General features: G+C 59.3%; 28 protein-coding genes and 1 pseudogene. 8 read left to right on the top strand and 21 right to left on the bottom strand.

Features of this window, described 5'->3' with window-relative positions; translation table 11 throughout:
* Positions 1–87 precede the first annotated feature (87 nt).
* Positions 88–936: an ABC transporter substrate-binding protein gene (locus C1J04_RS02070; RefSeq protein ID WP_009825747.1), complete on the bottom strand. Its 849-nt coding sequence runs from the start codon at positions 934–936 to the stop codon at positions 88–90.
* The gene (gene pip, locus C1J04_RS02065) at positions 933–1904 is read right to left on the bottom strand and encodes a prolyl aminopeptidase (RefSeq protein ID WP_114865235.1); all 972 of its coding nucleotides are present in this window, start codon (positions 1902–1904) and stop codon (positions 933–935) included. Before pip ends, C1J04_RS02070 begins: the two co-directional genes overlap by 4 nt.
* A 48-nt stretch (positions 1905–1952) precedes the next feature.
* Between pip and ubiG the strand changes: the two genes are divergently transcribed.
* Positions 1953–2699, top strand: coding sequence for a bifunctional 2-polyprenyl-6-hydroxyphenol methylase/3-demethylubiquinol 3-O-methyltransferase UbiG (gene ubiG / locus C1J04_RS02060; protein ID WP_009825745.1), 747 nt, complete (start codon positions 1953–1955; stop codon positions 2697–2699).
* A 12-nt stretch (positions 2700–2711) separates the two neighbouring features.
* On the opposite strand, the gene C1J04_RS02055 is transcribed toward ubiG, so the two are convergent.
* From C1J04_RS02055 to C1J04_RS02040, 4 genes are read right to left on the bottom strand one after another with little or no spacing between them, the layout of a single operon-like run.
* Positions 2712–3149: a MarR family winged helix-turn-helix transcriptional regulator gene (locus tag C1J04_RS02055; protein ID WP_005850847.1), complete on the bottom strand. Its 438-nt coding sequence runs from the start codon at positions 3147–3149 to the stop codon at positions 2712–2714.
* A 9-nt stretch (positions 3150–3158) separates the two neighbouring features.
* The gene (locus C1J04_RS02050) at positions 3159–3989 is read right to left on the bottom strand and encodes a carbon-nitrogen hydrolase family protein (RefSeq protein ID WP_009825744.1); all 831 of its coding nucleotides are present in this window, start codon (positions 3987–3989) and stop codon (positions 3159–3161) included.
* Positions 3989–4246 (bottom strand): glutaredoxin 3, encoded by a 258-nt coding sequence (gene grxC / locus C1J04_RS02045; protein ID WP_005850844.1) that lies wholly within the window; start codon positions 4244–4246, stop codon positions 3989–3991. Before grxC ends, C1J04_RS02050 begins: the two co-directional genes overlap by 1 nt.
* A gap of 36 nt (positions 4247–4282) precedes the next feature.
* A complete protein-coding gene (locus C1J04_RS02040; protein WP_037954040.1) occupies positions 4283–5011 on the bottom strand; it encodes a ComF family protein in 729 nt (242 codons plus the stop codon).
* Between the two features lie 17 nt (positions 5012–5028).
* Here C1J04_RS02040 and C1J04_RS02035 point away from each other — a divergent pair, with 17 nt between their 5' ends.
* Positions 5029–5847, top strand: a complete 819-nt coding sequence (locus C1J04_RS02035; protein ID WP_009825742.1) for a hypothetical protein — start codon at positions 5029–5031, stop codon at positions 5845–5847.
* A 52-nt stretch (positions 5848–5899) separates the two neighbouring features.
* Complete coding sequence (gene hemH, locus C1J04_RS02030; protein WP_009825741.1) at positions 5900–6946, top strand: ferrochelatase; 1047 nt, start codon at positions 5900–5902, stop codon at positions 6944–6946.
* Positions 6947–7095: 149 nt separating this feature from the next.
* Here the strand turns inward: hemH and C1J04_RS02025 are convergent, their stop codons facing one another.
* Both C1J04_RS02025 and C1J04_RS02020 read right to left on the bottom strand, forming a co-directional pair.
* Positions 7096–7278 (bottom strand): hypothetical protein, encoded by a 183-nt coding sequence (locus C1J04_RS02025; RefSeq protein WP_005850832.1) that lies wholly within the window; start codon positions 7276–7278, stop codon positions 7096–7098.
* Between the two features lie 140 nt (positions 7279–7418).
* Positions 7419–8024: a L,D-transpeptidase gene (locus C1J04_RS02020; RefSeq protein ID WP_009825740.1), complete on the bottom strand. Its 606-nt coding sequence runs from the start codon at positions 8022–8024 to the stop codon at positions 7419–7421.
* A 171-nt stretch (positions 8025–8195) separates the two neighbouring features.
* Here C1J04_RS02020 and C1J04_RS02015 point away from each other — a divergent pair, with 171 nt between their 5' ends.
* Complete coding sequence (locus tag C1J04_RS02015; protein ID WP_005850828.1) at positions 8196–8705, top strand: CAP domain-containing protein; 510 nt, start codon at positions 8196–8198, stop codon at positions 8703–8705.
* A gap of 32 nt (positions 8706–8737) precedes the next feature.
* Here the strand turns inward: C1J04_RS02015 and C1J04_RS02010 are convergent, their stop codons facing one another.
* The 8 genes from C1J04_RS02010 to hslO all read right to left on the bottom strand — a co-directional run bounded on the left by C1J04_RS02010 (position 8738) and on the right by hslO (position 17871).
* Positions 8738–9235 (bottom strand): L,D-transpeptidase family protein, encoded by a 498-nt coding sequence (locus C1J04_RS02010; RefSeq protein ID WP_005850826.1) that lies wholly within the window; start codon positions 9233–9235, stop codon positions 8738–8740.
* Positions 9236–9320: 85 nt separating this feature from the next.
* On the bottom strand, positions 9321–10112 hold the full coding sequence (locus tag C1J04_RS02005) for an ion transporter (RefSeq protein WP_009825739.1): 792 nt from the start codon (positions 10110–10112) through the stop codon (positions 9321–9323).
* A 9-nt stretch (positions 10113–10121) separates the two neighbouring features.
* Complete coding sequence (locus C1J04_RS02000) at positions 10122–11360, bottom strand: class I SAM-dependent RNA methyltransferase (protein ID WP_009825738.1); 1239 nt, start codon at positions 11358–11360, stop codon at positions 10122–10124.
* Between the two features lie 38 nt (positions 11361–11398).
* Positions 11399–13225, bottom strand: a complete 1827-nt coding sequence (locus tag C1J04_RS01995) for an ABC transporter ATP-binding protein (protein ID WP_009825737.1) — start codon at positions 13223–13225, stop codon at positions 11399–11401.
* Positions 13225–15066: an ABC transporter ATP-binding protein gene (locus C1J04_RS01990; RefSeq protein ID WP_009825736.1), complete on the bottom strand. Its 1842-nt coding sequence runs from the start codon at positions 15064–15066 to the stop codon at positions 13225–13227. Before C1J04_RS01990 ends, C1J04_RS01995 begins: the two co-directional genes overlap by 1 nt.
* 69 nt (positions 15067–15135) lie before the next feature.
* A complete protein-coding gene (locus tag C1J04_RS01985) occupies positions 15136–16320 on the bottom strand; it encodes a CCA tRNA nucleotidyltransferase (protein WP_037954038.1) in 1185 nt (394 codons plus the stop codon).
* Entirely contained in the window at positions 16299–16895 is a 597-nt protein-coding gene (locus C1J04_RS01980; RefSeq protein ID WP_009825734.1) for a CoA pyrophosphatase, read from the bottom strand. The genes C1J04_RS01985 and C1J04_RS01980 overlap by 22 nt, the downstream gene beginning before the upstream one ends.
* Positions 16885–17871: an Hsp33 family molecular chaperone HslO gene (hslO, locus tag C1J04_RS01975; RefSeq protein WP_009825733.1), complete on the bottom strand. Its 987-nt coding sequence runs from the start codon at positions 17869–17871 to the stop codon at positions 16885–16887. Before hslO ends, C1J04_RS01980 begins: the two co-directional genes overlap by 11 nt.
* Before the next feature lie 78 nt (positions 17872–17949).
* Between hslO and C1J04_RS01970 the strand changes: the two genes are divergently transcribed.
* Positions 17950–18396: an NUDIX hydrolase gene (locus C1J04_RS01970; protein WP_009825732.1), complete on the top strand. Its 447-nt coding sequence runs from the start codon at positions 17950–17952 to the stop codon at positions 18394–18396.
* 59 nt (positions 18397–18455) lie between these two features.
* Here C1J04_RS01970 and C1J04_RS01965 read toward each other — a convergent pair.
* Positions 18456–19544 (bottom strand): annotated as a pseudogene (locus tag C1J04_RS01965) (SpoIIE family protein phosphatase); the annotation flags it as partial.
* 255 nt (positions 19545–19799) lie between these two features.
* Between C1J04_RS01965 and C1J04_RS01960 the strand changes: the two are divergent.
* Positions 19800–20165: an Hpt domain-containing protein gene (locus C1J04_RS01960; protein WP_009825730.1), complete on the top strand. Its 366-nt coding sequence runs from the start codon at positions 19800–19802 to the stop codon at positions 20163–20165.
* On the opposite strand, the gene ilvA is transcribed toward C1J04_RS01960, so the two are convergent.
* Complete coding sequence (ilvA, locus tag C1J04_RS01955; RefSeq protein WP_037954546.1) at positions 20128–21360, bottom strand: threonine ammonia-lyase IlvA; 1233 nt, start codon at positions 21358–21360, stop codon at positions 20128–20130. The genes C1J04_RS01960 and ilvA overlap by 38 nt on opposite strands.
* A 125-nt stretch (positions 21361–21485) precedes the next feature.
* On the opposite strand from ilvA, the gene C1J04_RS01950 reads away from it, so the two are divergent.
* Positions 21486–22706: an argininosuccinate synthase gene (locus C1J04_RS01950; protein WP_009825728.1), complete on the top strand. Its 1221-nt coding sequence runs from the start codon at positions 21486–21488 to the stop codon at positions 22704–22706.
* 59 nt (positions 22707–22765) lie between these two features.
* Here the strand turns inward: C1J04_RS01950 and C1J04_RS01945 are convergent, their stop codons facing one another.
* The 3 genes from C1J04_RS01945 to C1J04_RS01935 form a co-directional block, all read right to left on the bottom strand.
* Positions 22766–23179, bottom strand: a complete 414-nt coding sequence (locus C1J04_RS01945; RefSeq protein WP_009825727.1) for a DUF7282 domain-containing protein — start codon at positions 23177–23179, stop codon at positions 22766–22768.
* An 89-nt stretch (positions 23180–23268) separates the two neighbouring features.
* The gene (locus C1J04_RS01940; RefSeq protein WP_037954036.1) at positions 23269–23961 is read right to left on the bottom strand and encodes a hypothetical protein; all 693 of its coding nucleotides are present in this window, start codon (positions 23959–23961) and stop codon (positions 23269–23271) included.
* Positions 23961–24869, bottom strand: coding sequence for a D-amino acid aminotransferase (locus tag C1J04_RS01935; RefSeq protein WP_009825725.1), 909 nt, complete (start codon positions 24867–24869; stop codon positions 23961–23963). The genes C1J04_RS01940 and C1J04_RS01935 overlap by 1 nt, the downstream gene beginning before the upstream one ends.
* A gap of 152 nt (positions 24870–25021) precedes the next feature.
* Between C1J04_RS01935 and msrA the strand changes: the two genes are divergently transcribed.
* Positions 25022–25687, top strand: coding sequence for a peptide-methionine (S)-S-oxide reductase MsrA (gene msrA / locus C1J04_RS01930; RefSeq protein ID WP_009825724.1), 666 nt, complete (start codon positions 25022–25024; stop codon positions 25685–25687).
* Positions 25688–25690 lie beyond the last annotated feature (3 nt).

Genomic DNA, 25690 nt, shown 5'->3' with positions numbered 1-25690 from the left:
CCTCAGGTGTGGACCCCGATGCGCCGCTGTTGAGACGTCATATACGCCCGTATATGTGAAACTGCAAGCCCCGTGTGCCTGCCCTGCTTAGGCCAGCCACCAGCGTTCGGCGGCGCGCAGGTTGTCCAACGGGCGATGCTGGCCGGTGCGCAGGGGCATGGCGATGCTGCGTGACACCGCATGGGTCACCCCGCGTGCATGGGGCAGCAAGGCAATATCATCATAGGATTGAAGGGCTTCGCCATCATTCAGGTCTGCCGCTTCGACCAGATATTCAGCCATCGCCTGCGCACGGACCTGCTGCGCGGGAATGGACACCAGTTCAACCGTATCGAACCAGCCGGCGCTGCGCCCTTTGTAGTGATCCGCCACACGTTCGGCCAAAACCTGCTGACCCGGCGTAAATCTTCGCAGACGGTACAGGCCGGTGCCGATGCCGTCGTCCATCGCATGGGCGGCGCGGATCACATGACGCGGGTCCGCCAGCGTAAAGGGCAAGTCCATCGCGGGCGCATCCATCGTGATGCGCAGCTGATGGGGGCCCGTCGCCTCTACCACACCGTCCAGCGCGAGGGACGCGACAACATCGCGGGCGGTCATGGGGCGTTGATCGTGAAACAGCACATCCTTGCGCAGATCGACCAGCCAGACGCGCCCGTCGGCGCTGCCCTGCCAGGCTGTTGCCAGCTCTCCGCGCAGGGTGCCGTCAGCGGCGATTTCGGTCAGCGTATCAAAGATCAACCCCTGCCGCGCCACCTGCATGAACAGGCCATCGCCCTGCCCCCAGGTATCGCTGCGCGCCGCCCCCGACAGCGCCATCCGCAACCGCCCGCCCGCTTTGGGCATGGACGCCGCCGACACACCTGTCGCCGCCAGCAAGGCCGCCGCAGCACCCGAGGCAAATAAAGCACGGCGATCCATCAAAGAGCGGGTCATTGCGCGGCAATCCTGTCCATCGTGCGCACCAGTTCGGCGCTGATGCCGGGTTCGGACAGCGCGTGACCGGCATTGCGCACCATCTTCAGCTCGGCATTGGGCCAAGCCTGCGCCAGTTCATACGCGCTGGAGGGGGGGCAAATCATATCGTAGCGGCCTTGCACAATCACGCCGGGGATATGGGCAATGCGGTCCACATGCGCAAGGATCTGGCCATCAAACTCAAGAAATCCGGCGTTGGAGAAATAGTGATTCTCAAGCCGGGCGAAGGTGCGCGAATATTCCCCCGGTCCCTCATACGACCCGCCCGACGCATGGATCGAGGCCAGCGCGTTTTCCCATGCGGCCCATGCCTTGCCGTATTTCACCTCGGTCATGCGGTCGCCACAAAACAGCCGTCGGTGGTAGGCCGCGATCAGATCGCCGTGCTCGGCTTCGGGGATCAGGCCGGTAAACCGCGCCCAAAGATCGGGCCAGAACTTGCCCGCGCCGCCGCCATAGAACCAGTCAAGCTCCGACTGCGTCATCATGAAAACGCCGCGCAGGATGATGTTGCGCACCCTCTCGGGGTGGGTTTCGGCATAGATCAACGCCAGCGTCGCGCCCCAGCTGCCGCCAAAGGCGATCCATTTCTCGATGCCAAGCGCTTTGCGGATACGTTCGATATCCGCGACCAGATCCCATGTGGTGTTATTTATAACCGACGCAAAAGGCTTGGACCGCCCGCACCCGCGCTGGTCAAACAGGATCACGTGATATTTTGCCGGATCGAAATAGCGCCGCATCGACGGGCTGCACCCGCCGCCGGGGCCGCCATGCAGGACCACCACAGGAATGCCATCGGGGTTGCCGCATTGTTCGACATAGATCGAATGACCATCGCCCACATCCATCATCCGCTGATCGAACGGGTCGATCGGCGGGTGAAGATATTGCACTGCGCGCTTTTGGTCCGGGATTTTGTCCATTACAGCCCTATATAGTCATTGGACCCAAAAGAGCACAGAGAGATCAGAATGCAAGCGCCTCAAAGCACTGTTGACCCCGCCGAGATCGAAAAGTTTCAGGCCATGGCCGCCGAATGGTGGGACGAAAACGGCAAGTTCAAGCCGCTGCATATGCTCAATCCCTGCCGGCTCGATTACATCACTGCCCAAATCGCCGGAGAGTTCGACCGCGATCTGAAATCGCCCGAACCGTTCCGCGGGCTGCGGATTCTGGACATCGGTTGTGGCGGCGGGCTGCTGTCGGAACCTATGGCGCGTTTGGGTGCGACCGTGGTCGGAGCCGATGCCGCGGCGGGCAACATCCCCGTCGCGCAGGTCCATGCGCAGCAATCGGGGCTCGAGATCGACTACCGCCACACCACCGCCGAGGCGCTGGCCGAAGCGGGGGAACAATTCGACGTGGTACTGAACATGGAGGTGGTCGAACATGTCGCCTCTCCCATCGATTATCTGATCGCCTGCCGCACCCTGCTGAAACCCGGCGGGCTGCACATCTGTTCGACGCTGAACCGCAACCCCAAGTCTTTCATGATGGCGATTGTCGGGGCAGAGCACGTGATGCGCTGGCTGCCCAAGGGCACCCATGAATGGTCGAAATTCATCACCCCGGATGAACTCTTTGACCTGCTGCACAAGGCGGGCCTGACGGCAGTGGATCGCAAGGGCTTCGTGTTCAACCCGATCACATGGTCGTGGCGTCTGTCCGATCGTGACCTGAGCGTGAACTACGTCACCGCCAGCCTGAAGCCAGAGTGACCCAAACCTGCGTCAGCCCTCCAGCTGGCGCCGCAGGGCGCGCAGGGTATCGAGCGTGGCACGCACCTGCGCCTCGCCCAGATCATCGGCCACATCATTGATCAACGGCGAGATTTGCCGGATCGCATGATCCCGCGCGTTGCGCCCTGCGGGGCTGATCGCCACCATCTTGCGCCGCGCATCGTCCCAATCGGGGCGGATATGCACATAGCCCGCCCAGACCAGCTTATTCAGCGTATTCGTCATCGCACCACGGGTGACATTGAACGTCTCGGCCAGCTGCGCGGGGGTCTTTTCGCCGTCATGCCAGGCCAGATTGTTCAGCACCGAAAAATGCGAAATCTCCATACCTTTGGGCAGCGCCCGGGTCAGCCGGTTGCGCATCCGTTGATCAGCCGACAGCAATTCGCTGATCAACGTGATCGCAAGTGAGTTTCGATTTTCCGTCATAAGCCGTTACTAAGGTGCCTTGAAATCCCGCCGGTTGGCAAGACTGGGTACGCGGGTACGTGCCTCTTGTACACGTGCCATGTCCAGCGTGAACGGATAAACGCCCGGCGCGGTGCCCGCATCCAGCAGCACCTCGCCCCACGGGGCAACAACCAGCGAATGGCCGTAGGTGTCGCGGGTCTTGTGGCTGTCGCTGGCATGGGTGCCGGTCTGCGCGGGGGCTAACACGAAACACCCTGTCTCGATCGCGCGGGCCCGCAGCAGCATGTGCCAATGCGCGGCACCGGTCACGGGCGAAAACGCGGCGGGCATGGTCAGGATCGTGGCCCCCGCATCCGCCAGCGCCTGATAGAGCTTGGGAAAGCGCATGTCATAGCAGATGCTCATGCCGATTTTGGCGAAAGGCGTCTGCGCCACAACCGCCTGATCGCCGGGGCGGTAGCCCGCCGATTCGCGGTAGCTTTCGCCCGCGTCGATATCCACGTCGAACATATGGATCTTGTCGTAGCGGGCCTTGATCTGCCCGTGCGGATCAATCAGGAACGACCGGTTGGCAAAGCGCCCGTCCGCATCCCGCGTTTTCAGCCCAAGCGACCCGATCAGCAGCCAGATGCCCGTCTCTTGCGCCACATCCCGCAAGGCGGCGAGGGTGATGTCATCGTCTTCGTGCTGCAACACGCTGCGCTGGTGGTCGCGGCTGGTCGAGACGCAGTTCGTGACCTCGGGCGTGAGGACAAACGCCGCCCCCTGCGCCGCAGCATCGCGCACCATCTCTACCGTGCCCGCCAGATTGCGGGCCGGTGTATCGCTGACGTTCAGCTGGATCAGCGCCGCCTGCATCAGGAGGCCAACAAAGCGTCCAGCTTGCCCGCACGTTCAAGCGCGTAAAGGTCATCACAGCCGCCGACATGGGTGTCGCCGATAAAGATCTGCGGTACGGTGCGTCCGCCATTGGCACGTTCGATCATCTCGGACTTACGCTCTGGCTGGGCAAGCACGTCGACCTCGGCAAAGCTCACGCCTTTTTCATTCAGCAGACGTTTGGCGGCATGGCAAAATCCGCATAGCGGGGAGGTATAGATCTCAACAGGTTGCATGTTGATGTCCTTTCAACAAATGGGTTGGATCAAGACTTAAGTATCTTTTGCCACTCTTGCCAGTGTCACGACGCAGATTGGCCCTGCGCGTGCGTCCAGACAGGCCCGCGCCGACGCCTGTAAAGTGGCACCCGATGTCATCACGTCATCCACCAACAGCACCGGACGGTCACGCAGCAGGTCGGCGCGGCGGGGATGGGCGGTGATCGCGCCATCCAGATGGGCAATGCGTTCGCGGCGTCCCTTCCCCTCTAGCGCGGCGGTGCGTCGGACGCGGCGCAGCGCGTCAGGACACCACCCAAGCTTGTGTTCACGGGCAAGCGCACGGGCCAGCAGGGCCGATTGGTTGAACCGCCGCTTCCACAGCCGCGCGTAATGCAGCGGCACGGGCACCACCAAAGTGTCAGGCGTGACGAAGGGCGCGATCACCCGCGCCATCCAGTGTCCTGCGGGTTTGGCGATGTCCTGACGGTCGCCGTGTTTCAGCGCCAGCACCAGCCGGCGGCCGGTATCTCGGTACAAAAGGGCTGCGCGCCCGTGGTCCCACGGCGGTGGCGCGGCAAGGCACGCGTCGCAGCGCACGTCTGTCTCGGACAGATCGCCCAGCAAGGGAATACCGCAGGTTTCGCAGACCACACCTTCAATGAACCCCGTGTCGCGCCAGCACGGACCGCACAGCCCCCCATGTGCAGCCACCCACGCCCCGCACGCCAGACAGGACGGCGGGTAAATCAGCGCAACAGCGGTTTGTAACTGGTCTCGCATGATCTTATTATCCTTTCATGAACGCTTCACACACCCTGACCGATCGCGCGGCGCTGACCCGCAACCGCAGCCGCGCCTCCGATGACGCCCTGTTCCTGCACCGCGCCGCGCTTGAAGAGGTCGATGATCGGCTGTCGCTGGTTAACAGAACCTTTACGTCAGCAGCGATTGTCACCGGCTTCCCGCAGGTCTGGAGCGCGCTGCACCCCTCTGCGACGCTGGTGGAGGACACAGATACGCTTGCGCTGACCCAGGGCGCACATGATCTGGTGGTCCATGCGATGGGGATGCATTGGGCGAATGATCCGGTGGGTCAGATCATCCAGTCGCGCCGCGCCCTGCAACCCGACGGGCTGTTTTTAAGCGTCGGTTTCGGCGGGCAGACCCTGCACGAGCTGCGCGCCTGTCTGGGTCAGGCCGAGGCGTCGATCACCGGTGGGCTGTCGCCGCGGATCGCCCCTATGGCCGAATTGCGCGATATCGGCGGGCTGCTGCAACGGGCGGGGCTTGCGCTGCCGGTGGCGGATTCCGTGACGCTGACGACAGAATACCGCGATATCTGGCACCTGATGCGCGACCTGCGCGCCATGGGAGAGGCCAACGCCCTGACCAGCCGCCTGCGCCGCCCCAGTGGCCGCGCGATCTTTGAAGCGGCGGGGCAGCTTTACCGCGACCACTACGCCACGCCAGAGGGGCGCATCAAAGCAAGCTTTGAGCTGGTCTTTCTGGCGGGCTGGGCACCGGCGGACAGCCAGCCCAAACCCCTGCGACCCGGCTCTGCGCAGCAGCGCTTGGCCGATGCGCTGGCCACGGCAGAAACGCCGCTGCGCGATTGACGCGCGACCATAACCGTTTATCTCAGCGCTAAACGCAGAAAAGGAATGCCAGATGACGCAGCAGCGCCCAGCCCATGCACAGCCTGACCACCCCACCGTACCCGCCCCCAAGGTGGGTATCCTGCTGGCGAACCTCGGCACGCCGGACAACTATGATTACTGGTCAATGCGCCGTTATCTATCGGAATTTCTGTCGGATCGCCGCGTGATCGACTATAGCCCGTGGAAATGGCAACCGCTGCTTCAGCTGGTGATCCTGTCGAAACGCCCCTTCACCAGCGGTGCCGCGTATAAGTCGATCTGGAACCACGAGGCGGGGGAAAGCCCGCTGATGACCATCACCAAACAGCAAACCGCGAAGATAAAAGACGCGATGCAGGCGCGGTATGGTGACGCAGTCATGGTCGATTACTGCATGCGCTACGGCAACCCGTCGACCCAATCCAAGGTGGCGGCGATGACCGCTGCGGGCTGCCAGAAGATCCTGTTTTTCCCGCTGTACCCGCAATACGCTGGGGCCACCTCTGCCACCGCGAATGACGCGTTTTTCGCGGCGCTCGCCAAAGAGAAATGGCAACCCGCCGCCCGCACGGTTGAACCCTATTTCGACCGCCCCGATTATATCGAAGCGCTCGCCACCTCGATCGAGAAGGCCTACGCCAAGATGGAGACAAAGCCCGACAAGCTGCTGTGTTCCTATCACGGTGTCCCGCTGCGCTATTTGATGGAGGGCGATCCCTATCACTGCCAATGCCAGAAAACGACGCGCCTGCTGAAGGAACGGCTGGGCTGGGACGACACCCAGATCATGACGACCTTCCAGTCGAAGTTCGGCCCCGAAGAATGGTTGCAGCCCTATACGGTGGAAGAGGTCGCGCGGCAGGCCGAAGCCGGTAACAAAAAGATCGCGGTCTGTGCCCCTGCCTTTTCAGCCGATTGCATCGAAACGCTGGAAGAGATCAACGAAGAGATCAAGGAAAGCTTTGAACACGCGGGCGGGGAGGAGTTTCACTATATCCCCTGTCTCAATGACGACGACTTGCACATCAAGGCGCTTTCCAATGTGATCGAGGAAAACCTGCAAGGCTGGATCGACTAATCCCCCGCGCGGGTCGGACCTGAAAACAAAGAAAGCGCCTGTGGCTACAGGCGCTTTTCTTTTGTCCGCTTGTCATCTGGAGCCGAACGGCAGACATAAAAAAAGGCGGTGTAGAACACCGCCTTTTTCTAACTGAAACTTCGACCGAATTAGTCGGAAGCAACTGCAGCAGCAACAACGGCCAGCAGCAGCAGAGGAATCAGGATGCCCGAGGAAGAAGAGGTGGACTCTTCAACGATGACGGGTGCTTCGATGATTGGCTCTGCCAGCGAACCAGCAAATGCATTCGATGCAGCAGCTGTCAGAGCAGCGGCGAGAACGAGTTTCTTCATAACATAACCTCCAGAAAAGGCGTACTTCACAGTGTGATAGCACGCGCCCAAGACTTACCTCGTAAAACTTTCTAAACAGCATCAGCGGGTAATTGCAAACCCGGATTCAGCTTTTGAGCACCACAATCGCTAAAAAGTTGTCAAATAAGCAACACTTGGGTGCCGACGTTCGCCATGCCAAAAAGTTCAGCAATATGTTCATTGTACAGGCCAATGCAGCCATTCGACGAACGACGCCCGATCTTGCGTGTGTCATGCGTGCCATGGATACGGTAGTACGTCCAGCTCAGGTACAGCGCGTGGGTGCCCAAGGGGTTGTCAGGGCCCGGCCCGATCACCGCTGGCCACTCTGGGTTGCGTTCCAGCATCGACGGGGTCGGACGCCATGTGGGGCCGACGACCTTCTGGATCACGCTGGTACGCCCACGGCGGGTCAGTTCCTCGGTCAGCGGTACGCTTGAGGGGTACAGCTTGTAGATCGACTGATCCTCAGACCAGTAATGCACCGCGCGGCTGTCGATATCGACAAGAATGGCCCCGTTCTTGGTGTCGCTAAAGTAAGGCTGCCAATCCAGCGTGCGGAAGCTGGAGGTGTTGCGACGCACTGCCTCGGTCAGATCGCGCTCCGTCTCCGTGGTCGCTTCGCTGTTGACGCTGCTTTGCGCCAGCGCAGGCGTTGCCAGCATCGCGGCGCTGCCAGCAAGGAAAGCACGGCGCGACGAAAGGGTAAATTTCTTATCAGACATCAGATGTCTCCTGAAGGTAGTTACAACCTAGTATAATACTGTCGTATATGGCTCGAAAGTCGCAGTTTCAAATCAAACAAGCGTTAACAGGCGCGCTCACGCTCATGTGCGTTTGATCTGCAACGCATCAAGCTGTATGGCACGACAAACCCAATTGCGTGGAGCTGCGCCATGATCCGTCTGTTTTCAATCCTTATTTCCCTGACCGTGGCGCTGGCGGCCTGTACCCCTGCACCGACCCCGCTTGCGTCCGACGGTCGCCCCGGCCCTACCGTCTATAAGATCGGTCGCAATGATACCGGCAAGCTGCAGTTCCGTATGCTTGATTCCGTGAACGCGCTGCGCGGGGCCTCCGGTCTGGCACCCGTTCAACTGGACGCACAACTGAACGCCGCCGCCGCCACCCATTCGCGGGATATGGCGGTGCAGAACCGCCCCTGGCACTTCGGGTCTGACGGGTCGTCCCCTGTCGATCGTATCCAACGCGTAGGATACACCGGCGCGCTGGTCGGCGAAGTCATCTCGGAAACCTACGAGACCGAGCTCGAAACACTTGCCGCCTGGATGGAAAAACCGGACACCCGCCGCATCATCATGTCGAAGGACGCTTTGAACATGGGCTTTTCCTGGCATCAGGAAAACAACGGCAAGATCTGGTGGACCATGGTGATGGGGAAGTGACCGCCAAGGTCACCCCCGCTTTTAGCTAGATATCAGGGGTTCAGTGCGATCGGGGTGTTATCCCCGACCATCGCATAGATCTCCTCCATCTCGTCGTTCGAGACAGAGATACATCCCCACGTCCAATCGGTGCGATTCTTGTCCTTGGCGGTCTTTTGACCGTGGATAAAGATATCGCCACCGGGGCTTTTGCCCAAAGCTTCCGCGCGGGCGCGGTCCATTTCATTGGGGTAGTTGATGCCGATCGACAGGTGGAACCGGCTGTTCGGATTGCGCCGATCGATCATATAGATCCCTTCGGGCGTGCGTCCGTCACCTTCGTACACCTTGTGGCCCACAGGCGCGAACCCCAGTTTGATATCGTATGATTCCAGCACCTTGTCGTGGTGCATCAGATACATCCGGCGGTCGCCCTTGTTGACGATCACATAGGTGACCTGCGGCCCGTTGTACCGTTTGAATTTACTGCTGCTGCAGGCCCCAAGCGCGACCAGCGCGGTGCCACCCAGAATCAGGTTTCTGCGTTTCATGTTCACTATGCCTCGTTCCCGCGACCATTTCGGCCTTATGTGGATGCCCTATCATGTAGCAAATATCGATGCGGTCAAAAAGCCGTTACTGGCGGCTGTGCTCTGCCAGCTTCTTTTCGATCGCTTCCAGCTTTTCCATCACCTCAAGCCGGTAGGCATCGGTGCGCACGGTCTCTTCCTCGTTATGCGCGTCCTGCATCGAGTTCACGATCAGACCCACCAGCAAGTTCACTACGGCGAAGGTCGTGACCAGAATAAACGGCACGAAGAAGACCCAGGCATAGGGGTAGACCTCCATCACCGGGCGGACGATCCCCATCGACCAGCTTTCCAGCGTCATGATCTGAAACAGGCTATAGGCGCTGGCGGGCAATGACCCGAACCATTCGGGGAACTGGTCGCTGAACAATTTGGTCGCGATGACGGAGCCGATGTAAAAGATGATCGTCATCAGCAGGAACACCGACCCCATACCGGGCAACGCGGTGATAAACCCTTCGACGACGCGGCGCAGACGCGGGGCGACGGACAGCACCCGCAAAACCCGCAGGATACGCAGCGCCCGCAAGACAGACAGCCCCTGCACCGCGGGCACCAGCGCGATGGCAACGACCGTAAAGTCAAAGACATTCCACCCGTTGCGGAAGAACCCGACCCCGCGCGCGATGATCTTGAGTGTGATCTCGGCGATGAAAATGAACAGGCAGACGCGATCAAGAAACAGGATCAGCGTGCCGTATCTCTCCATCAGGGCGGGGGCTGTTTCCATCCCCAGCAAGGCGGCGTTGAACACGATCACACCGATGATGAAATTGCTGACGGCCCGCCCTTCGACCCATCTTCCCAGACGTTCCCGCATGTTTACCGTGCCCACCATAGATCTGCGTTATTTACGTTTGCGTTGTACTTCCGGCGCAGTGAACTGCGCTGCCAGCTCCACATGGGAGGACCAGCGGAATTGATCAACGACTTGCACCCAATTCAACGTATAACCGGCGGCAATCAGCACGGCGGCGTCCCGCGCGAAGGTGACGGGGTTACACGACACATAGGCCAGCACCGGCGGCATCGCTTTGACGATCTCTGCGATCTGGGCCTCGGCCCCCGCGCGCGGCGGGTCGATGACCACGGCGTCGGTCTTGGCCAGCTCGTCCGGCAGCAAGGGGCGGCGGAACAGATCGCGCGCCTCTGTCGTGACGGGTTTGAGCCCCGTCGACATGCGCCACCCGTGATCCAGCGCGGCGGTCATGGCGGCGTCACCCTCGACGGCGTGTACCTCTGCCTGATCGGCCAAGGGCAGGCTGAACGTGCCGCAGCCGGCAAACAGGTCAATCACATGACGCGCCTCACCGACAGCCTCGCGCACGGCGGTGACCAGCGCCGCCTCTCCGTGCGGAGTGGCTTGCAGGAAGGCACCGGGCGGGGGTGTCACCTTGGCCGCACCGAAACGCTGCACGGGCGGCGTGCGCATCGCGATCACCTCGCCGTTCCAGGTCAGCCGCGCCAGCCCCAGACTGTCGCACAGATGCGCCAGTTCTTGCCGCAAGGGGCCGTCCAGCTCTTTCCCGTTCTGGACCGAGATATCGAGCCCCCCGCGCGACGCGGTCACCGTCACAGCCAGTGCGGCCTTGCGGCTGGTGCCGATCACGGCAAGCTTTTCGGCAATCGGCAGCGCGCCCATCACCGCAGGGTCCAGCAACTGACACCCGGGAATTTCGATCACCACATCAGAACCGCGCCCGTGGAAGCCGGCCATCGCGCCCTTTTTGGTGCGTTTCGCCGCAAAGGTGGCCCGACGGCGCGATTGCGCAGGCGAGGTTTGCAGCGGCTTGAAAACAGTCTCTATCCCGTGGGCATCCAGCGACGCCTTGACCACGCCCAGCTTGAAATCCGCGACATAGTCATCCGACGCATGCTGCAACTGGCAGCCGCCACAGGCCTTGAAGTGGCGACACGGCGCCGACACCCGGTTCTCCGACGGGGTGACGATACGGATGTCGGTCAGGGTCTGACCGTCAGGCGTGCCTGTCACCACCTCGCCCGGCAGGGTCATCGGGGCAAATAAAGGGCCGGGCGCAATGCCGTCGCCCAAGTGGCCAAGTCGCTGGATTGTATATTCTGTCATGCGCAGGGCTTACCGCGAAGCCGGGCGCAGCAAAAGCCTTATTCTGCGGCCTTCATATCCAAAAACCCGCCCGACTGCCGCCGCCAGTAGCGGGCATAAAGCCCGTCTTTGGCAAGCAGCGCCTCATGGGTGCCGATCTCTACGATGCGGCCCGCGTCCATCACGGCGATGCGGTCCATCTCGGTCAGGGTCGACAGACGGTGGGCGATGGCCATCACGGTCTTGCCCTCCATCACGCGGGTCAGCGCGCTTTGGATCGCGGCTTCGACCTCGCTATCCAGCGCGCTTGTCGCTTCGTCCAATATCAGGATCGGCGCGTCCTTGAGGATCGCGCGGGCCAGCGCAATGCGCTGACGTTGCCCGCCCGACAGCTTGACCCCCCGTTCCCCCAGATGCGCGTCATAGCCGCTGCGGCCCGTGTGGTCCTGCATCTTCTCGATGAACTCATGCGCCTCGGCCTTACGTGCGGCGGCGATGACCTCTGCCTCTGTCGCGTCGGGCTTGCCATAGCGGATGTTGTCGAACGCCGACCGGTTGAACATCGCCGTCTCCTGCGTGACCATCCCGATCTGACGCCGCAAGCTTTGCTTGGTGACCAATGAGACATCCTGCCCATCAATCGAAATGTGACCCTGTTCCGCCGTATAGAGCCGCAGCAAAAGCGACACCAACGTCGATTTTCCCGCCCCCGATGCGCCGACGATGCCCAGCTTCTCCCCCGGTTTGATCGATAGGCTGAGCTCTTCGATACCGCCCGTATCGCGCCCATAGGTAAAGCGCAGCCCGTCAAAGCGGATCGCCCCTTCGCGCACCTCCAGCTCTGCCGCGTTGTCTGCATCGCGCAGCTGCTGCGGCGCGGCCAGCGTGCGCATCCCGTCTTCGACCTCGCCCACATTCGCATAAAGCGCCATCAGCGTGAAACTGACCCAGCCCGTCATCTGCGCCAGCCGCAGCGACACCGCCCCCGTCGCCGCAATATCGCCCGCCGTCACCAGACCCAGCGACCAATACCAAAGCGCACCCCCCACCAGCAGCACCGGCAAAAACCCCGCTATCGTCATCAGCCAGAACCGGAAAGAGACGCTCACCCGCCCGAAATCGAGGCTCGTGTCCAGAAACTTGCGCATCGCCCCCAAGGCGGCGCGGTCCTCGTGATCGGCATGGGCGAAGAGCTTGACGGTTTTGATGTTGGTGATCGTATCGACCACCTGCCCCGTCACCATCGCGCGCGCCCCTGCCCGCGCTTTCGAATGTTTGCGAACCCGCGGCATGAAGTGGCGGATCAGGAAGACATAGCCGACCATCCAAAGCACCAGCCCCGCAGCGATGCGCCAGTCTACCGTGCCAAGCAGCATCACCGCGCCGACAAAGGACGCGGCGGCGAAGAGCACCGTATGCAGCACCTCGGTCACGACATCGGTCAGCGCGCGGCTGGTCTGCATTTCCTTCTGCGAAATCCGGCCCGCGAAATCATTGTCGAAAAACGTGACCGCCTGCCCCAAAGTGTAGCGATGCAAGCGCGACAGCACGAGGTTGAACACATTCGGCGCGACCACGATCGTCTGCATATACGAACTGACGCCGAACAGCGCCGGACGCAGCAGCAAAAAGAACGCCAGCCCCGCCAAGAGCAGCCCCGTATGATCCGAGAATACGGCCCCAGCCTCGGCGGCAAGCGCCGCATCCACAACCCACCCAAGAACCAAGGCGGCCATCACCTCTATCACGCCGGCGAAAATCGACAGCACCCCCGCGACGCCAAGCGCAGGGCCGCTGCCCTTCAACGCCCAACGAAAAAAGGCCGCCAGACGGCGCGGCGGCTCTGTCGTGGCGGGGGAAAACGGGTCAATCCATGTCAAAGGCATTACGATGTCGGCTCTTCTGTGCGAAGGAACCCGCCGGATTGCCGGTTCCAGAAATTTGCATATAGCCCGCCTTGTGCCAAAAGCACCTCATGCGTGCCCTCTTCGACGATACGGCCCCCGTCCATGACCAGAATACGGTCCATTTCAGCGATGGTGGACAGGCGATGCGCGATGGCGATGACGGTCTTGCCCTCCATCATGCCGTACAGGGTCTGCTGGATCGCGGCTTCTACCTCGCTGTCAAGCGCGCTCGTCGCTTCGTCCAGCAAAAGGATCGGCGCGTTCTTGAGGATGACCCGCGCCAGCGCGATGCGTTGCCGCTGCCCTCCCGACAGTTTCACGCCCCGCTCGCCAACCTGCGCGTCATAGCCGGACCGCCCGCCCTGATCGTTCAACTCCTGAATAAAATCATGTGCTTGGGCCTGTTTCGCTGCGGCAATCACCTCTGCCTCCGTCGCGGTGGGACGACCGTAAAGGATATTTTCGCGGATCGACCGATGCAGCAAGGCATTGTCCTGCTGCACCATCCCGATCGCCTGCCGCAGGCTGTCCTGCCGGACGGTGGTGATATCCTGCCCGTCAATCAGAATGCGTCCGCCTTCGGGGTCGTAAAACCGCAGCAGCAGCTTGACCAAGGTCGATTTGCCCGCGCCCGACCGCCCGATCAGGCCGATCTTTTCCCCCGGCTGCACGGTGATATCCACGTGATCCAACCCGCCCGAACCACGGCCATAATGATGGGTCAGCCCGCGCATCTCCACCCGCCCGTCGGTCAGGGCCAGCGGCTTGGCATCGCTGTCGTCAACCAAGGTGATGGGCTGCGCAATCGTTTCTAGCCCCTCGGCCACGACGCCAAGCTGCTGGAAGAACGTCGAAAGCGCCCACATGATCCAGGCGGTCATGGAGTTCAACCGCAGCGTCAGCGCCGTCGCAGCCGTCACCACGCCCACCGTCGCGTTGCCGGTGGACCACAGATAGAACGCCCAGCCTACGACCCCGACGATTAACAAACCATTCAAGCTGACCAGACAGATATCCATGATGGTGAATATCCGCATTTCCTTTTGAAAAGTGACGCGCGCCTTCTCGATGGCGCCCTTGGCATATTCAATCTCGCGGTCATGGTGAGCGAACATCTTGACCGAATGAATGTTGCTGTAACTGTCGACCACGCGGCCTGTCACCTCTGAGCGGGCATCCGACGCCGCCTGCGACGCAACCGCCACACGCTTGATCGTCCATTGGGTCAGCACAGCATAAAGCGCGAACCACGCGACCAAGGGGATCAGCAGCTGCCAGTCCGACGTGGTTAACAAAATCGCTGCACCGATGAGATAGGCCAGCGCATATGAAATCGCGTCAAAAACCTGAAACACGACCTCCCCCGCAGCGGGGGGCGTTTGCATGATGCGGTTGGCGATGCGCCCGGCAAAGTCATCCTCGAACCAGCCGACCGATTGCCGCAGCACCTGCCGGTGTCCGCGCCAACGGAAAAGCGTGCCGTAATTTGGCAACACAGCGTTGTTCAGCAGTAACACATGAACCGCTTGCACAGCGGGACGCGCGATCAGGATAAGCAGCGCGACGACGATAAACTCCGCCCCATAGCTGCGCCATACCTCGGCCGGGCTGCCGTCCATCAGATCGACAAGACGGCCCATATAGTAGATCAGCCCGATCTCGATCGCCGCGACGACAACGGAAAGCACACCCGTGACCCAGAACACCGTTTTAAACGGCGCGCTGTAGTTGCGGAAAAAGGGCCACAGCCGCGTGGGTGGCGTGTCTTGCTCGGCGTAGTCCGCATAGGGATCGACAAGACTTTCGAAAAATCGAAACATAATTCACCTGTGGGGCGCGTGTTCGCCGCCACTATAGAAAGAGCCGCGCCGAAAAGACCACAGGTTGCGTCAGCTTTCTGGCGTGTCCAACAAACTGTCCCGCGTCGCCGCAAACCCCGAAGCGATCCAGAGCGCCTTAAGCTCGGCCAGCCGCCTGCCCAAAGCAGGGCCGGTGTATTCCGGCATCAAATCAGCGGCTTGCACGGGAAATACGGCAGCTTCGGCCTGCGCGATACGATCAAGCACTGCCGCATCCGGTGGCGTTTCAGACAGGCAGGCGCGCAGCACAACAACCGCGCGCGCCATATCGCCGCCGTCGGTATGGGCAATCGCGGCCACCGTCTCTGCGCCATATGCCGCCTCTTTCAGCCGATGCAGGTATTTCGCGTCTGCCTTGCTCAACCTCAGGCGCTGGTCGATATCCTCACCGCCAAGTGCTGCCAGCCGCCTGCGCCAGTCCACAGACATCTGCAACAGCTGTTCGAAATGCACGACCATCCCGAGCCAGCGGTCATCGCTCCCCGGCAGAATCGCCCCCAAGACGCCGGTTTGGCGCATCGCCGCGACTGCTGGCGCAGGGTCCGGCGCGGTTAACAGCTTTGTAAGCTCTGCCCCGATCCGCTCTGCCGACAGGCGTTCCAACCCGTCGATATGCGCTGCAATCGCGGCCAAAGCCTCCGGATCGAAGCCCTCGACCGGGTCCGCATACCACGCGCAAAACCGGAAATAGCGCAAAGTGCGCAGGTAATCTTCGCGGATACGTTGGGCGGCATCCTCGATAAACCTCACCCGCCGCGCGCGCAAATCAACAAGACCTTCAAGCGGGTCGATCACCCGCCCCTGCGCATCCGCGTAAAGCGCGTTCATCGTAAAATCACGGCGCAACGCATCGTCGAGGATACTGTCCGAAAAAGCGACAACCGCGCGTCGCCCGTCCGTTTCCACATCCCGGCGGAAGGTCGTCACCTCGAACCCCTTACCGCCGCTGACCACGGTGACAGTTCCATGTTCCACGCCCGTCGGTACGGCTTTCAGCCCAGCGCGCGCGGCAAGAGCCATGACACGCTCGGGCAATGCATTGGTCGACATGTCGACATCGCTATCCGCCACGCCCAAAAGCGCGTTCCGCACACAGCCCCCGACAAAATAGATCGCATGCCCGCCGTCCGTCACCGCATCGCATACGGCTTGGGCATCGGGGTCGGAAAGCCAGCGCGTGCTGGCAGGAAGGGTCACATCATACGTTCTGTCCATGCCCGCAACATACGCGCGGTTGCCCCCCAAATGTAATAGGGACCATAAGGAACCGTGTAATAATACCGTCGCTGCCCCTGCCACCGGCGCGACTGGACCACGTAATTTTCGGCGTTGAGCACATGATCAAGTGGAACGGTAAAGACTTCCTCAACTTCGCCAGGCTCGGGGATAATTTCGAAGTCTTTTTTCACGAAGGCAATGACGGGCGTCACCAGAAAGTTGGTAACTGTCTCATGTGCGGGCAGCGTACCCAAGACGTCGACCAGATCCGAGGGCAGGCCGATTTCTTCCCGCGCCTCGCGTAGAGCTGCGGCAACAACATCCGCATCACCGCCATCCTGCTTGCCGCCCGGGAAGGCGATTTGCCCCGGATGGTGCTTTAGCGCGGACGACCGTTTGGTCAGGATAAGTTCCAACCGCCCGCCCCGTTCAACGATCGGGGCCAGAACGCCAGCTGGCCGCAATGTCCGATTCGCCGGTGGCGTAGACCCTTTGTTAAGATCGAAATCGGAAGACGTGACACCAGTTTGCGCCAGCGCCTTCCGAAAATGGGCGAGCTGATCAGCTGCCACTGTTGTCTTCTGCCTCGAACCCGACTGTTTTCGGATCCAGATCATAATGCGCACCACAGAACTGGCAGTCGGCCGTGACGCGGCCGTCGTCTGTCGTCATCGTTTCGATATCCCCCGCCGAATAGATCGACAGGCTTTGCCGCACACGATCTTCGGAGCAAGTGCAGCCAAAGCGGACCGCCTGCGCGTCGAATACGCGCGGCATCTCCTCGTGAAACAGACGTTTCAAAAGATCTGTCGGCGGCAGGCTCGGCCCAATCAGTTCAAGCTCGTCTACCGTATCCAGCAAGACGTTGACGCGGTGCCAGTTATCCCCCTCTTCACCGTCGACCAGATCAGTGGCTTGCAGCACCTCGCCGCTGCCTTCCCCTTGCGCGGCAAAGGGCGAGGCTTTGGGCATATGTTGCAGCATAACACCGCCGGCGCGCCAATGCTCATCCTCCCCCGGGGAGGTGGATTTGCCAAAGCTCAGCTCAAACCGTGTGGGCAGCTGTTCGGACTGCGCGAAATACGCCTCTGCACATTCGGACAGCGATTTACCGGTAAGCGGCGTAATCCCCTGATAGGGGGTCATCCCGTTGCCCTGATCGATCATAATGGCAAAATACCCCTCGCCCACCTGATCGAAGGCCGGCCCATCGGTGATCCGGTCGGCATCATAGCTGGCGTAAGCGCGGATGCGCGCGGGTTCACCATCATCCGTCGGGCCGTAGTAGTCTGTCGCAATCATGCGCACGGGCCCTTTGGATTGGACCTGCAGTTGCAACTTCCAGCGCAGCTTAATGGTTTGCCCGATCAGCGCCGTAAGCAAGGCCATTTCGGCGACCAACGCTTCTACCTTTTCGGGATAGTCATGCTGACGCAAAATCCCTTCCAGCACGCCATCCAGACGCGCGACGCGCCCCCGAATATCAGAGGCATCGAGTTGAAAGGGTAGAACGGTGTCGTCCCACGCGATTTTGTTTCCTTGGGTCATTTGACTTTCCTTACCGGCAGACGGTTGGCATACCGCGTCTATATAAGGGCAACAAGCCGTGCGAAAAGGGGGAGTCATATGATGCGACGCGTTGGGGAACCGCCCATTCCGGGAAAAACATACACGTCGCGCCCCGGAGCCTATGCGATCTTGCCCCTCAAGGGCCGCTTTTTGATGACCGCCCAGCTTAGGCCACATGTTGATATTCAGTTGCCAGGCGGTGGCATTGACCCCGGTGAATCGCCTCTCCAAACGCTCCACCGCGAGGTGATGGAAGAGATTGGCTGGACCATTGCGCGCCCTCGGCGGTTGGGCGCATTCCGACGATACGTCTATATGCCGGAGTATAACATCTGGGCAGAGAAAATTTGCCATGTCTATGTCGCCCATCCCGTCCGTCATATTGCCCCCCCGATAGAGCCTGACCACGCAACAGTTGTTCTGTCGGGGGAGGAGGCCGTTTCGGTGCTAGGCAACGATGGGGATCGGCACTTTCTTGAACGGTTTCTGGCGGCAAGGTCCTGAAATTCGAAGCAGATGCCGGAAACATCATCAGGAAAGTCAGCCGTCCCCGCATGATCTTCTAGCCTCGACGTGAGCGCGTCAAAGAAAAGCGGCCCCCTGATGGGGTGCAGATCATGTAGAACCTGATTTAAACCATTATCGTCCAGCATTTGCCCAATCGGGTCAGGACATTCGGTCACCCCGTCGGAAAGCACGATCAGACGATCGCCAGGGTAAAGCTGGCTCGCGACTGTTTCATATTGCGCATCGGCAATCAGCCCTACGGGCAGCCCGCCTCTCCCGAAGTTTTCCAACCTGCTGTTGCGTCGCTGAATAAAGGGGTGCGGGTGGCCGGCCTGGGTTGCCCTGATCCTGCCGGTATCAAGTTCAATTTCCGCCAAAAAAAGTGTGAAATACTGCTCCGATTCCATGTCAGAGAGCACTAGGCTGTTCAGCTCGGCGATTACTTGGTCGGGCGGGCGCATTTTATACGTCCCGTCAGATTGGCGTGCCAACGCCAGGTTTTGCTCCGGTGCGACGGCGGAAAAAATACCGGCCAATCGGGCGGCCATCAGGGCCGAGCTCACCCCGTGGCCGGACACATCTAGCCCGTAGATCCCGATGCTATTTCCCGCTGTGAAATATCCCACCAGATCGCCCCCTACATGCCCGCTAGACCTGAGCATCAAAGACACGGCACCCGCATCGAAGGCGCAAAACGGTTCCTGCAAAAGGGATTTCTGAAACTTTCGCGCCTCGTCTAGGTCCCGATCCAATGCGTCATGTACGTTTTGCAACGCGTCCAGAGCTTCACTAATGACACGGTTTTTCGACGATAATTCACGCTGCATCGTCAAAATGCGTTCGCCGGCCATAATTCGCGCGCGTAGCTCGTCAACGTTGACTGGCTTGCTGACAAAATCGTCCGCACCGCTGTCCAACCCTTTAACCACCTCGGATTTATCAGATTTTGCCGTCAGTAAAATGAAGTACCCGTAGCTGCCCTTCGAAAGTTTGCGAAACGCCTCGCAAAATTGCAGCCCCGACATACCTGGCATAATCCAGTCGCTGATGATCAGATCTGGTAGATTTTGTTCGCAGACCGCCAATGCTTCTTCAGCAGAGGCCGCTTCCTGCACATCGAATCCCCATCGCGACAACGTCGCCATCAAGATTCGCCGCTGCAGCGCGCTATCGTCGACAACCATAGCTGTTTTGATCGCGCGAAACCGCTGCGGCGTGTTTGGTCGGGCTATTTGTTCAATCTTGTTCTGCAACATTCAAAAACTTTCGGCAACTTCGCCCCGAGCCTAGCCAACGACTGATTAAGATTCGGTGAAGCCCCAAAGTTTAAAAGTGATGATCGCCCTGCACGCTTTGTTAAGAATTTTGCCCCACATTGGCCGGAGAAAGAGGGCGAATCAGTGATTGACTGGGAACAGGTCGCGACCTTGCAAACCGCTGTTGGGCGCGACGACTTCAGCACAATTATGTGCGTGTTTTTTAAGGAGGTGGAAGAAGCCAATGCTCAGCTAACGATGGGCGTAACGACCGATCAGTTTCGCGATATACTTCACTTTGTGAAGGGCAGCGCATTAAGCGTGGGGTTTGTCGAATTGTCAGAACAATGCGCGCAGGCCGAAGGCGACTTTACCGGCAGCCATCAAATCACATCTATTTGGAAGGAGATCCTTACCAGCTATGAAAAATCGAAAGAACATTTCCTATCGAACACGGAGACCTGCATTACGCCTATAGGACAAATTGAGCCAAGGTTTCGTCATTCGTGATGTCCGTATAGGTAAATCCTGCGTCCTTCAGTTGCGCCAAGAACGGCCCAAAACTTTCAGGGCTGCGTGTTTCAATTCCGATCAGGACAGAGCCGAAGTTTCGCGCAGACTTCTTCAGGTATTCAAACCGACAGATGTCATCGTCCGGGCCGAGAATGCTCAAGAATTCTTTCAGCGCACCAGGGCGCTGCGGCATCCGCAGAATAAAATATTTCTTGACGCCGGAGTACCGCTGCGCCCGCTCTTTCACCTCTGGCAGACGCTCAAAATCGAAGTTTCCGCCGGATGCTACGCATACAACGGTCTTGCCCTTGATCTGGTCAGCTACTTCGCCCAGCGCCTCAATAGAAAGGGCACCAGCAGGTTCTAATACGATGCCTTCAACATTCAGCATTTCGATGATCGTGACGCAGATGCGGTCTTCGGCCAGATGGATCACATCACTCTCTGCGACACGATCCAACCGTGCAAAGTTACGTTGGCCAATTTTTGCGACCGCGGCCCCATCGACGAAACTATTGATAGGAGACACATCCACCGGTGCACCCGCGGCCAAAGCTTTGGCCAAACTAGGGGCCCCTTCAGGTTCAACAAAGCTATATCGGCATGCATTTTGAAAATAGCTGTAAACGCCGGACGAAAGACCGCCGCCACCAACGGGAAGCAGAATGTGGTCGGGCACGCGCCCTAACTGCTCCTCTATTTCCACCGCAACGGAGGCTTGCCCCTCTATGACATCTTCATCATCGAAAGGAGACAGAAAATGCGCGCCCTCTTCCACGCAATACTGCTGCGCCGCGGCGAGCGTTTTGTCAAAGTAATCGCCGATCAAGCGAACCTCGACCTGAAGCCCACCGAACATCTTGGTTTTCTGAATTTTCTGTTGAGGCGTCGTGACGGGCATGAAAATCACACCTTTCACACCGAAATGACTGCACATAAATGCAACACCTTGGGCGTGGTTGCCCGCACTTGCGCAAACGAAAACAGACTTCTCGGGGATCACTTTGCGCATCGCGTTGAACGCCCCGCGCAACTTATATGATCTAACGGGGCTTAGGTCTTCGCGTTTCAACCATATGTCAGCGTCATATTTTTCTGACAGATGTTCGTTGCGCATCAAGGGGGTGGCGGGAAACACCTCTCGCATCTGTTGCGCTGCGCTGCGTGCTGCAGTTTTAAACATATCTGTCATCTCATCGACCTTCCCGTTGAATACTTGTCGATACGATTCCCAGGTGACGCGGTCAACGCAGCCTTCAATCTTGCTCACGCCTTGAAAAACAGGTACTTCGCGGTGCAAACCGAAAAGGAAACATCATGTCCGCGCCCAAAAAAGTTGTGCTCGCCTATTCTGGTGGGCTTGATACCTCGATCATCCTGAAATGGCTGCAAACCGAATATGGTTGCGAGGTGGTTACCTTTACCGCTGACCTCGGCCAAGGCGAAGAGCTTGAGCCCGCCCGCGCCAAAGCTGAAATGATGGGCGCATCCGAGATTTACGTGGAAGACGTGCGTGAAGAATTCGTGCGCGATTTCGTCTTCCCCATGTTCCGCGCCAATGCGGTCTACGAAGGCCTATATCTGTTGGGCACCTCCATCGCGCGCCCTCTGATTTCCAAGCGCCTTGTTGAAATCGCCGCCGAAACCGGCGCCGACGCCGTTGCGCATGGCGCGACAGGCAAGGGCAACGATCAGGTTCGTTTCGAATTGGCGGCCTATGCGTTGAACCCCGACATCAAGGTGATCGCGCCATGGCGAGAATGGGACCTGTCCAGCCGGACTAAATTGATCGAATTTGCCGAAAAACATCAGATCCCCGTGGCGAAGGACAAACGTGGCGAAGCGCCGTTTAGCGTGGATGCGAACCTGCTGCACACCTCTTCGGAAGGCAAAGTGCTGGAGGATCCGGCCGTGGACGCGCCCGACTATGTGTACCAGCGCACGGTCTCGCCAGAGCAAGCACCAGATACGCCCGAGTATGTGGAGATCGGGTTTGAACGTGGCGATGCGGTAAGCATCAACGGTGAAGCCATGTCGCCCGCGACACTTCTGGCTAAATTGAACGAACTTGGCGGCAAACATGGCTGCGGGCGCCTTGACCTTGTCGAGGGTCGTTTTGTCGGAATGAAATCCCGCGGTATTTACGAAACGCCGGGCGGCACCTTGTTGCTTGAAGCACACCGCGGGATCGAATCAATCACCCTCGACCGTGGCGCGATGCACCTGAAGGACGAGCTGATGCCGCGCTATGCGGAGCTGATCTATAACGGTTTCTGGTACAGCCCCGAGCGCACCATGCTGCAAGCGGCGATTGATGCCTCGCAAACCCATGTAACCGGTACAGTTCGACTGAAATTGTACAAAGGCCACGTGCGTACAGTCGGGCGCTGGTCGGATCATTCGCTGTATTCCGAAGCCCACGTGACATTTGAAGATGACGCTGGTGCCTATGATCAAAAAGACGCGGCGGGCTTCATTCAGCTGAACGCACTGCGTCTCAAGCTCTTGGCCGCACGCGAAAAGCGCCTCAAAGGGTAAACAAAAAAGGCCCGGACAGGGGGATATTCTGTCCGGGCCTTCTTTTGGGTTAGAACGGTTTACTCTGCCGTTATAACCGTCATTACCAATTTGCCATCTGGCTTGATCGGGCCGTCTTCTTTGGCGCCCAATGTGTATTCAAAGCCGCCGGTTTTCATGCCGCCCTCTTCGGAGTGGACCATGAGCATCAACATATCGCCGGATTTTACTTCTTCTTGCAGAATGGCGGCAACGTCGACGTTTTCACCCGCACGCAGAGGCGCGTAGCCGACAACGGGGCCGGGTTTCATCTCGGCATCTGTGCGGTGAACGACCATCCAGCCGTTTTCAGTTGCCATCACCTTATCGGCGCTGACCACACCGTTGGATACATCTTGATCCATCGCTTCGATCATCGCGTTGCTGTGTGCGGCGGCGAAGGCTGTACCCGTGGCAAGCGTGAGAGCCAGAGCGGTTGCTGTAAACATCTTCATGTTAAATCTCCTTGTTGCGTGGTTCTTCCTGATAATTCACGCAACATGAGATGATTTAGTTTCGATAAATCGAAGATTTTTACTCGAAATCACCTAAGCCGTTGATCATAAAGCTTTTGATAATGTGGAAGTGCTTTGGCACACAGCGCTTCTGCGGCAGGTTCAAGCCTGGGCAACGGCCCCTCCACCCCTGCGAAACCGGTGCTTTTGTGCACGGCACCATACCAATGTGATGCCCAGATGCCATCTTCGGCACGTGGGCCCGCCGCCCAGGATAGCATTGCCGGATCGAAGGGCAGGTTGATGGCATCACACAGCTTGCGCAACATGCCTTCGGGGTTCGCGCGAATATCAGCGGAATCGATGACCAGCCCACCGATTTGATCGTACAGCGCGGTCTGTTGGCCATAGCCGATATCATTAAAATTCGGCGCTTCCCGTTTCGCGGTATAGCTCGCGATCACGCGGGCGGGGTGGCGTATCAGGTGGACATGCACGCAGCCCTCTGCCCAACCCATCGGAAACCCGTCAATCATATGATGGGGCATGTGTTTCATGTAGCGATGCGGCGTGCCCGGCTCTGCGCAGCGCGCCGCGACGCTCGAGGGGTCACATTCATGGCCCGCGATAATTTCATCTTTCATCGGATGATCGGCGCCGGTGGCCTTAAGATACGGCGCATAGAACGGTTCATCCATCGCGGTGAAATCGGCCCGGTTTCCGAAGCTATACATCATCGCCGTGCTCAGATTGCGGGGGCCGGACCACATTGCGATACGCATCAGGCACATTCCTTTGCAATCAGGTCTTTGTACAACCCGCGCAGCTTTTTTGTTACCGGCCCCATGTCGCCGGTGCCAATCTGACGGCCGTCGATCATCGCGACCGGTGTTTGCGCCCCGAATGTGCCGGTCAAGAAGGCCTCGTCAGCACCATAGGTGTCGACCAATGAATAATTCCTTTCGAAACACGGGATATCATTGGCGCGACACAGGTCGATCACCTTCTGACGGGTGATTCCATTCATGCAGTAATCGCCGGTGCTGGTCCAAACCTCCCCTTTGCGGACGATGAAAAAGTTACAGGCGTTGGTTGTATTCACGAAACCGTTAATATCCAGCATCAGCCCTTCGTCGGCACCCGCTTTTTCCGCGGCAATACACGCGAGAATACAGTTCAATTTGGAATGACTATTTAGCTTTGGGTCCTGCGTCATCGGCAGCCCGCGCAGATGCGGTACTGTCGCCAGCCGGATCGGGCGCGGCATATTCGGGCGCGAGTGTTCCATAATGATCGTGATGGTAGGGCCCGATTGCGACAGCGACGGGTGCTGGAAGGGCCGCGTTTTTGGCCCCCGTGTGATCATCAGACGCGCGTGGGCATCGGTGGTCATGCCATTGGCTTTTTGCGTCTCTAACAAGGCCGAAATCAGGGCGTCGCGCGTCATCCCGATGTCAAGGTCAATGGCTTTGGACGCCTCGAACAGGCGGTCAAGGTGATCGTCCAGAAAGGCCCATGTACCATCATACAGCCGCAGCCCTTCCCAGATGCCGTCGCCCAGCATGAAACCGCTGTCATAGACGCTGACCACGGCCTGTGCCTTGGGGACAATCTGACCGTTTAAATAGATCAAAATGTCTTCATTGCGGGCATCTTCTTCGGCTTGGTGCGTGGTGACGTGGGTTTGCATCAAATTGCTCCTTCTTTGGGGCTGACGCTAAGAACTTCGTGCCGCGGGGCCAAGGGTGAAACCGACATCACTTGGCTGTGACATCACAGGCACCTGAGTTGCGTCGCGCAGGCATTGCGGTCACCGTCAGGCAAAATAAAGGAGAGTATTCCATGGGATTTGCCACAAATATGCGCATGATCGCGTTAAGCGCTGCCATTGGTCTGGGCCTTGCAGCACAGGCGACAACCGCAAAAGCCGCCGGAACAGAGACGCTTTTGGTCGCGGGCGGCTGCTTTTGGTGCGTTGAAGCGGACTTTGAAAGCGTGAAAGGTGTGAAAGAGGTCGTATCGGGTTTTGCAGGCGGAAGCGTGAAAAACCCCACCTATAAACAGGTCGTCGCCGGCGGCACCGGACACTATGAAGCAGCGCAGATCCAGTATGATCCGGCGGTGGTGTCTGCGGACCAGCTGCTGTCGATGTTCTTCCGGTCGGTTGATCCAACGGACGCGGGCGGGCAATTCTGCGACCGCGGCGATAGCTACCGCACCGCGATTTTTGCCGACGGTAATGGGCAGAAGGCCGCTGCAGAAAAGGCCAAGGCCGATGCGCAGGCCGCTTTGGGCAAGACCGTCGTAACCCCGATCTTGGGCAAAGCCGCGTTCTACCCCGCCGATGCCTACCATCAGGATTACTACAAAAGCGACGAACGTCTGGCCTTTACCAGCGTCGGCTTGGGCGTGAAGAAATCCGTCGCCTACAAGCGCTATCGCAACGGCTGCGGGCGCGACCAGCGCGTGAAACAACTTTGGGGCAGCGCTGCGCCCTTCGCGAAATAACGT

The organism is Sulfitobacter sp. SK025 (assembly GCF_003352105.1).
GTDB classification, from domain to species: Bacteria; Pseudomonadota; Alphaproteobacteria; order Rhodobacterales; family Rhodobacteraceae; genus Sulfitobacter; species Sulfitobacter pontiacus.
This window is presented reverse-complemented; position numbering and strand designations above follow the sequence as displayed.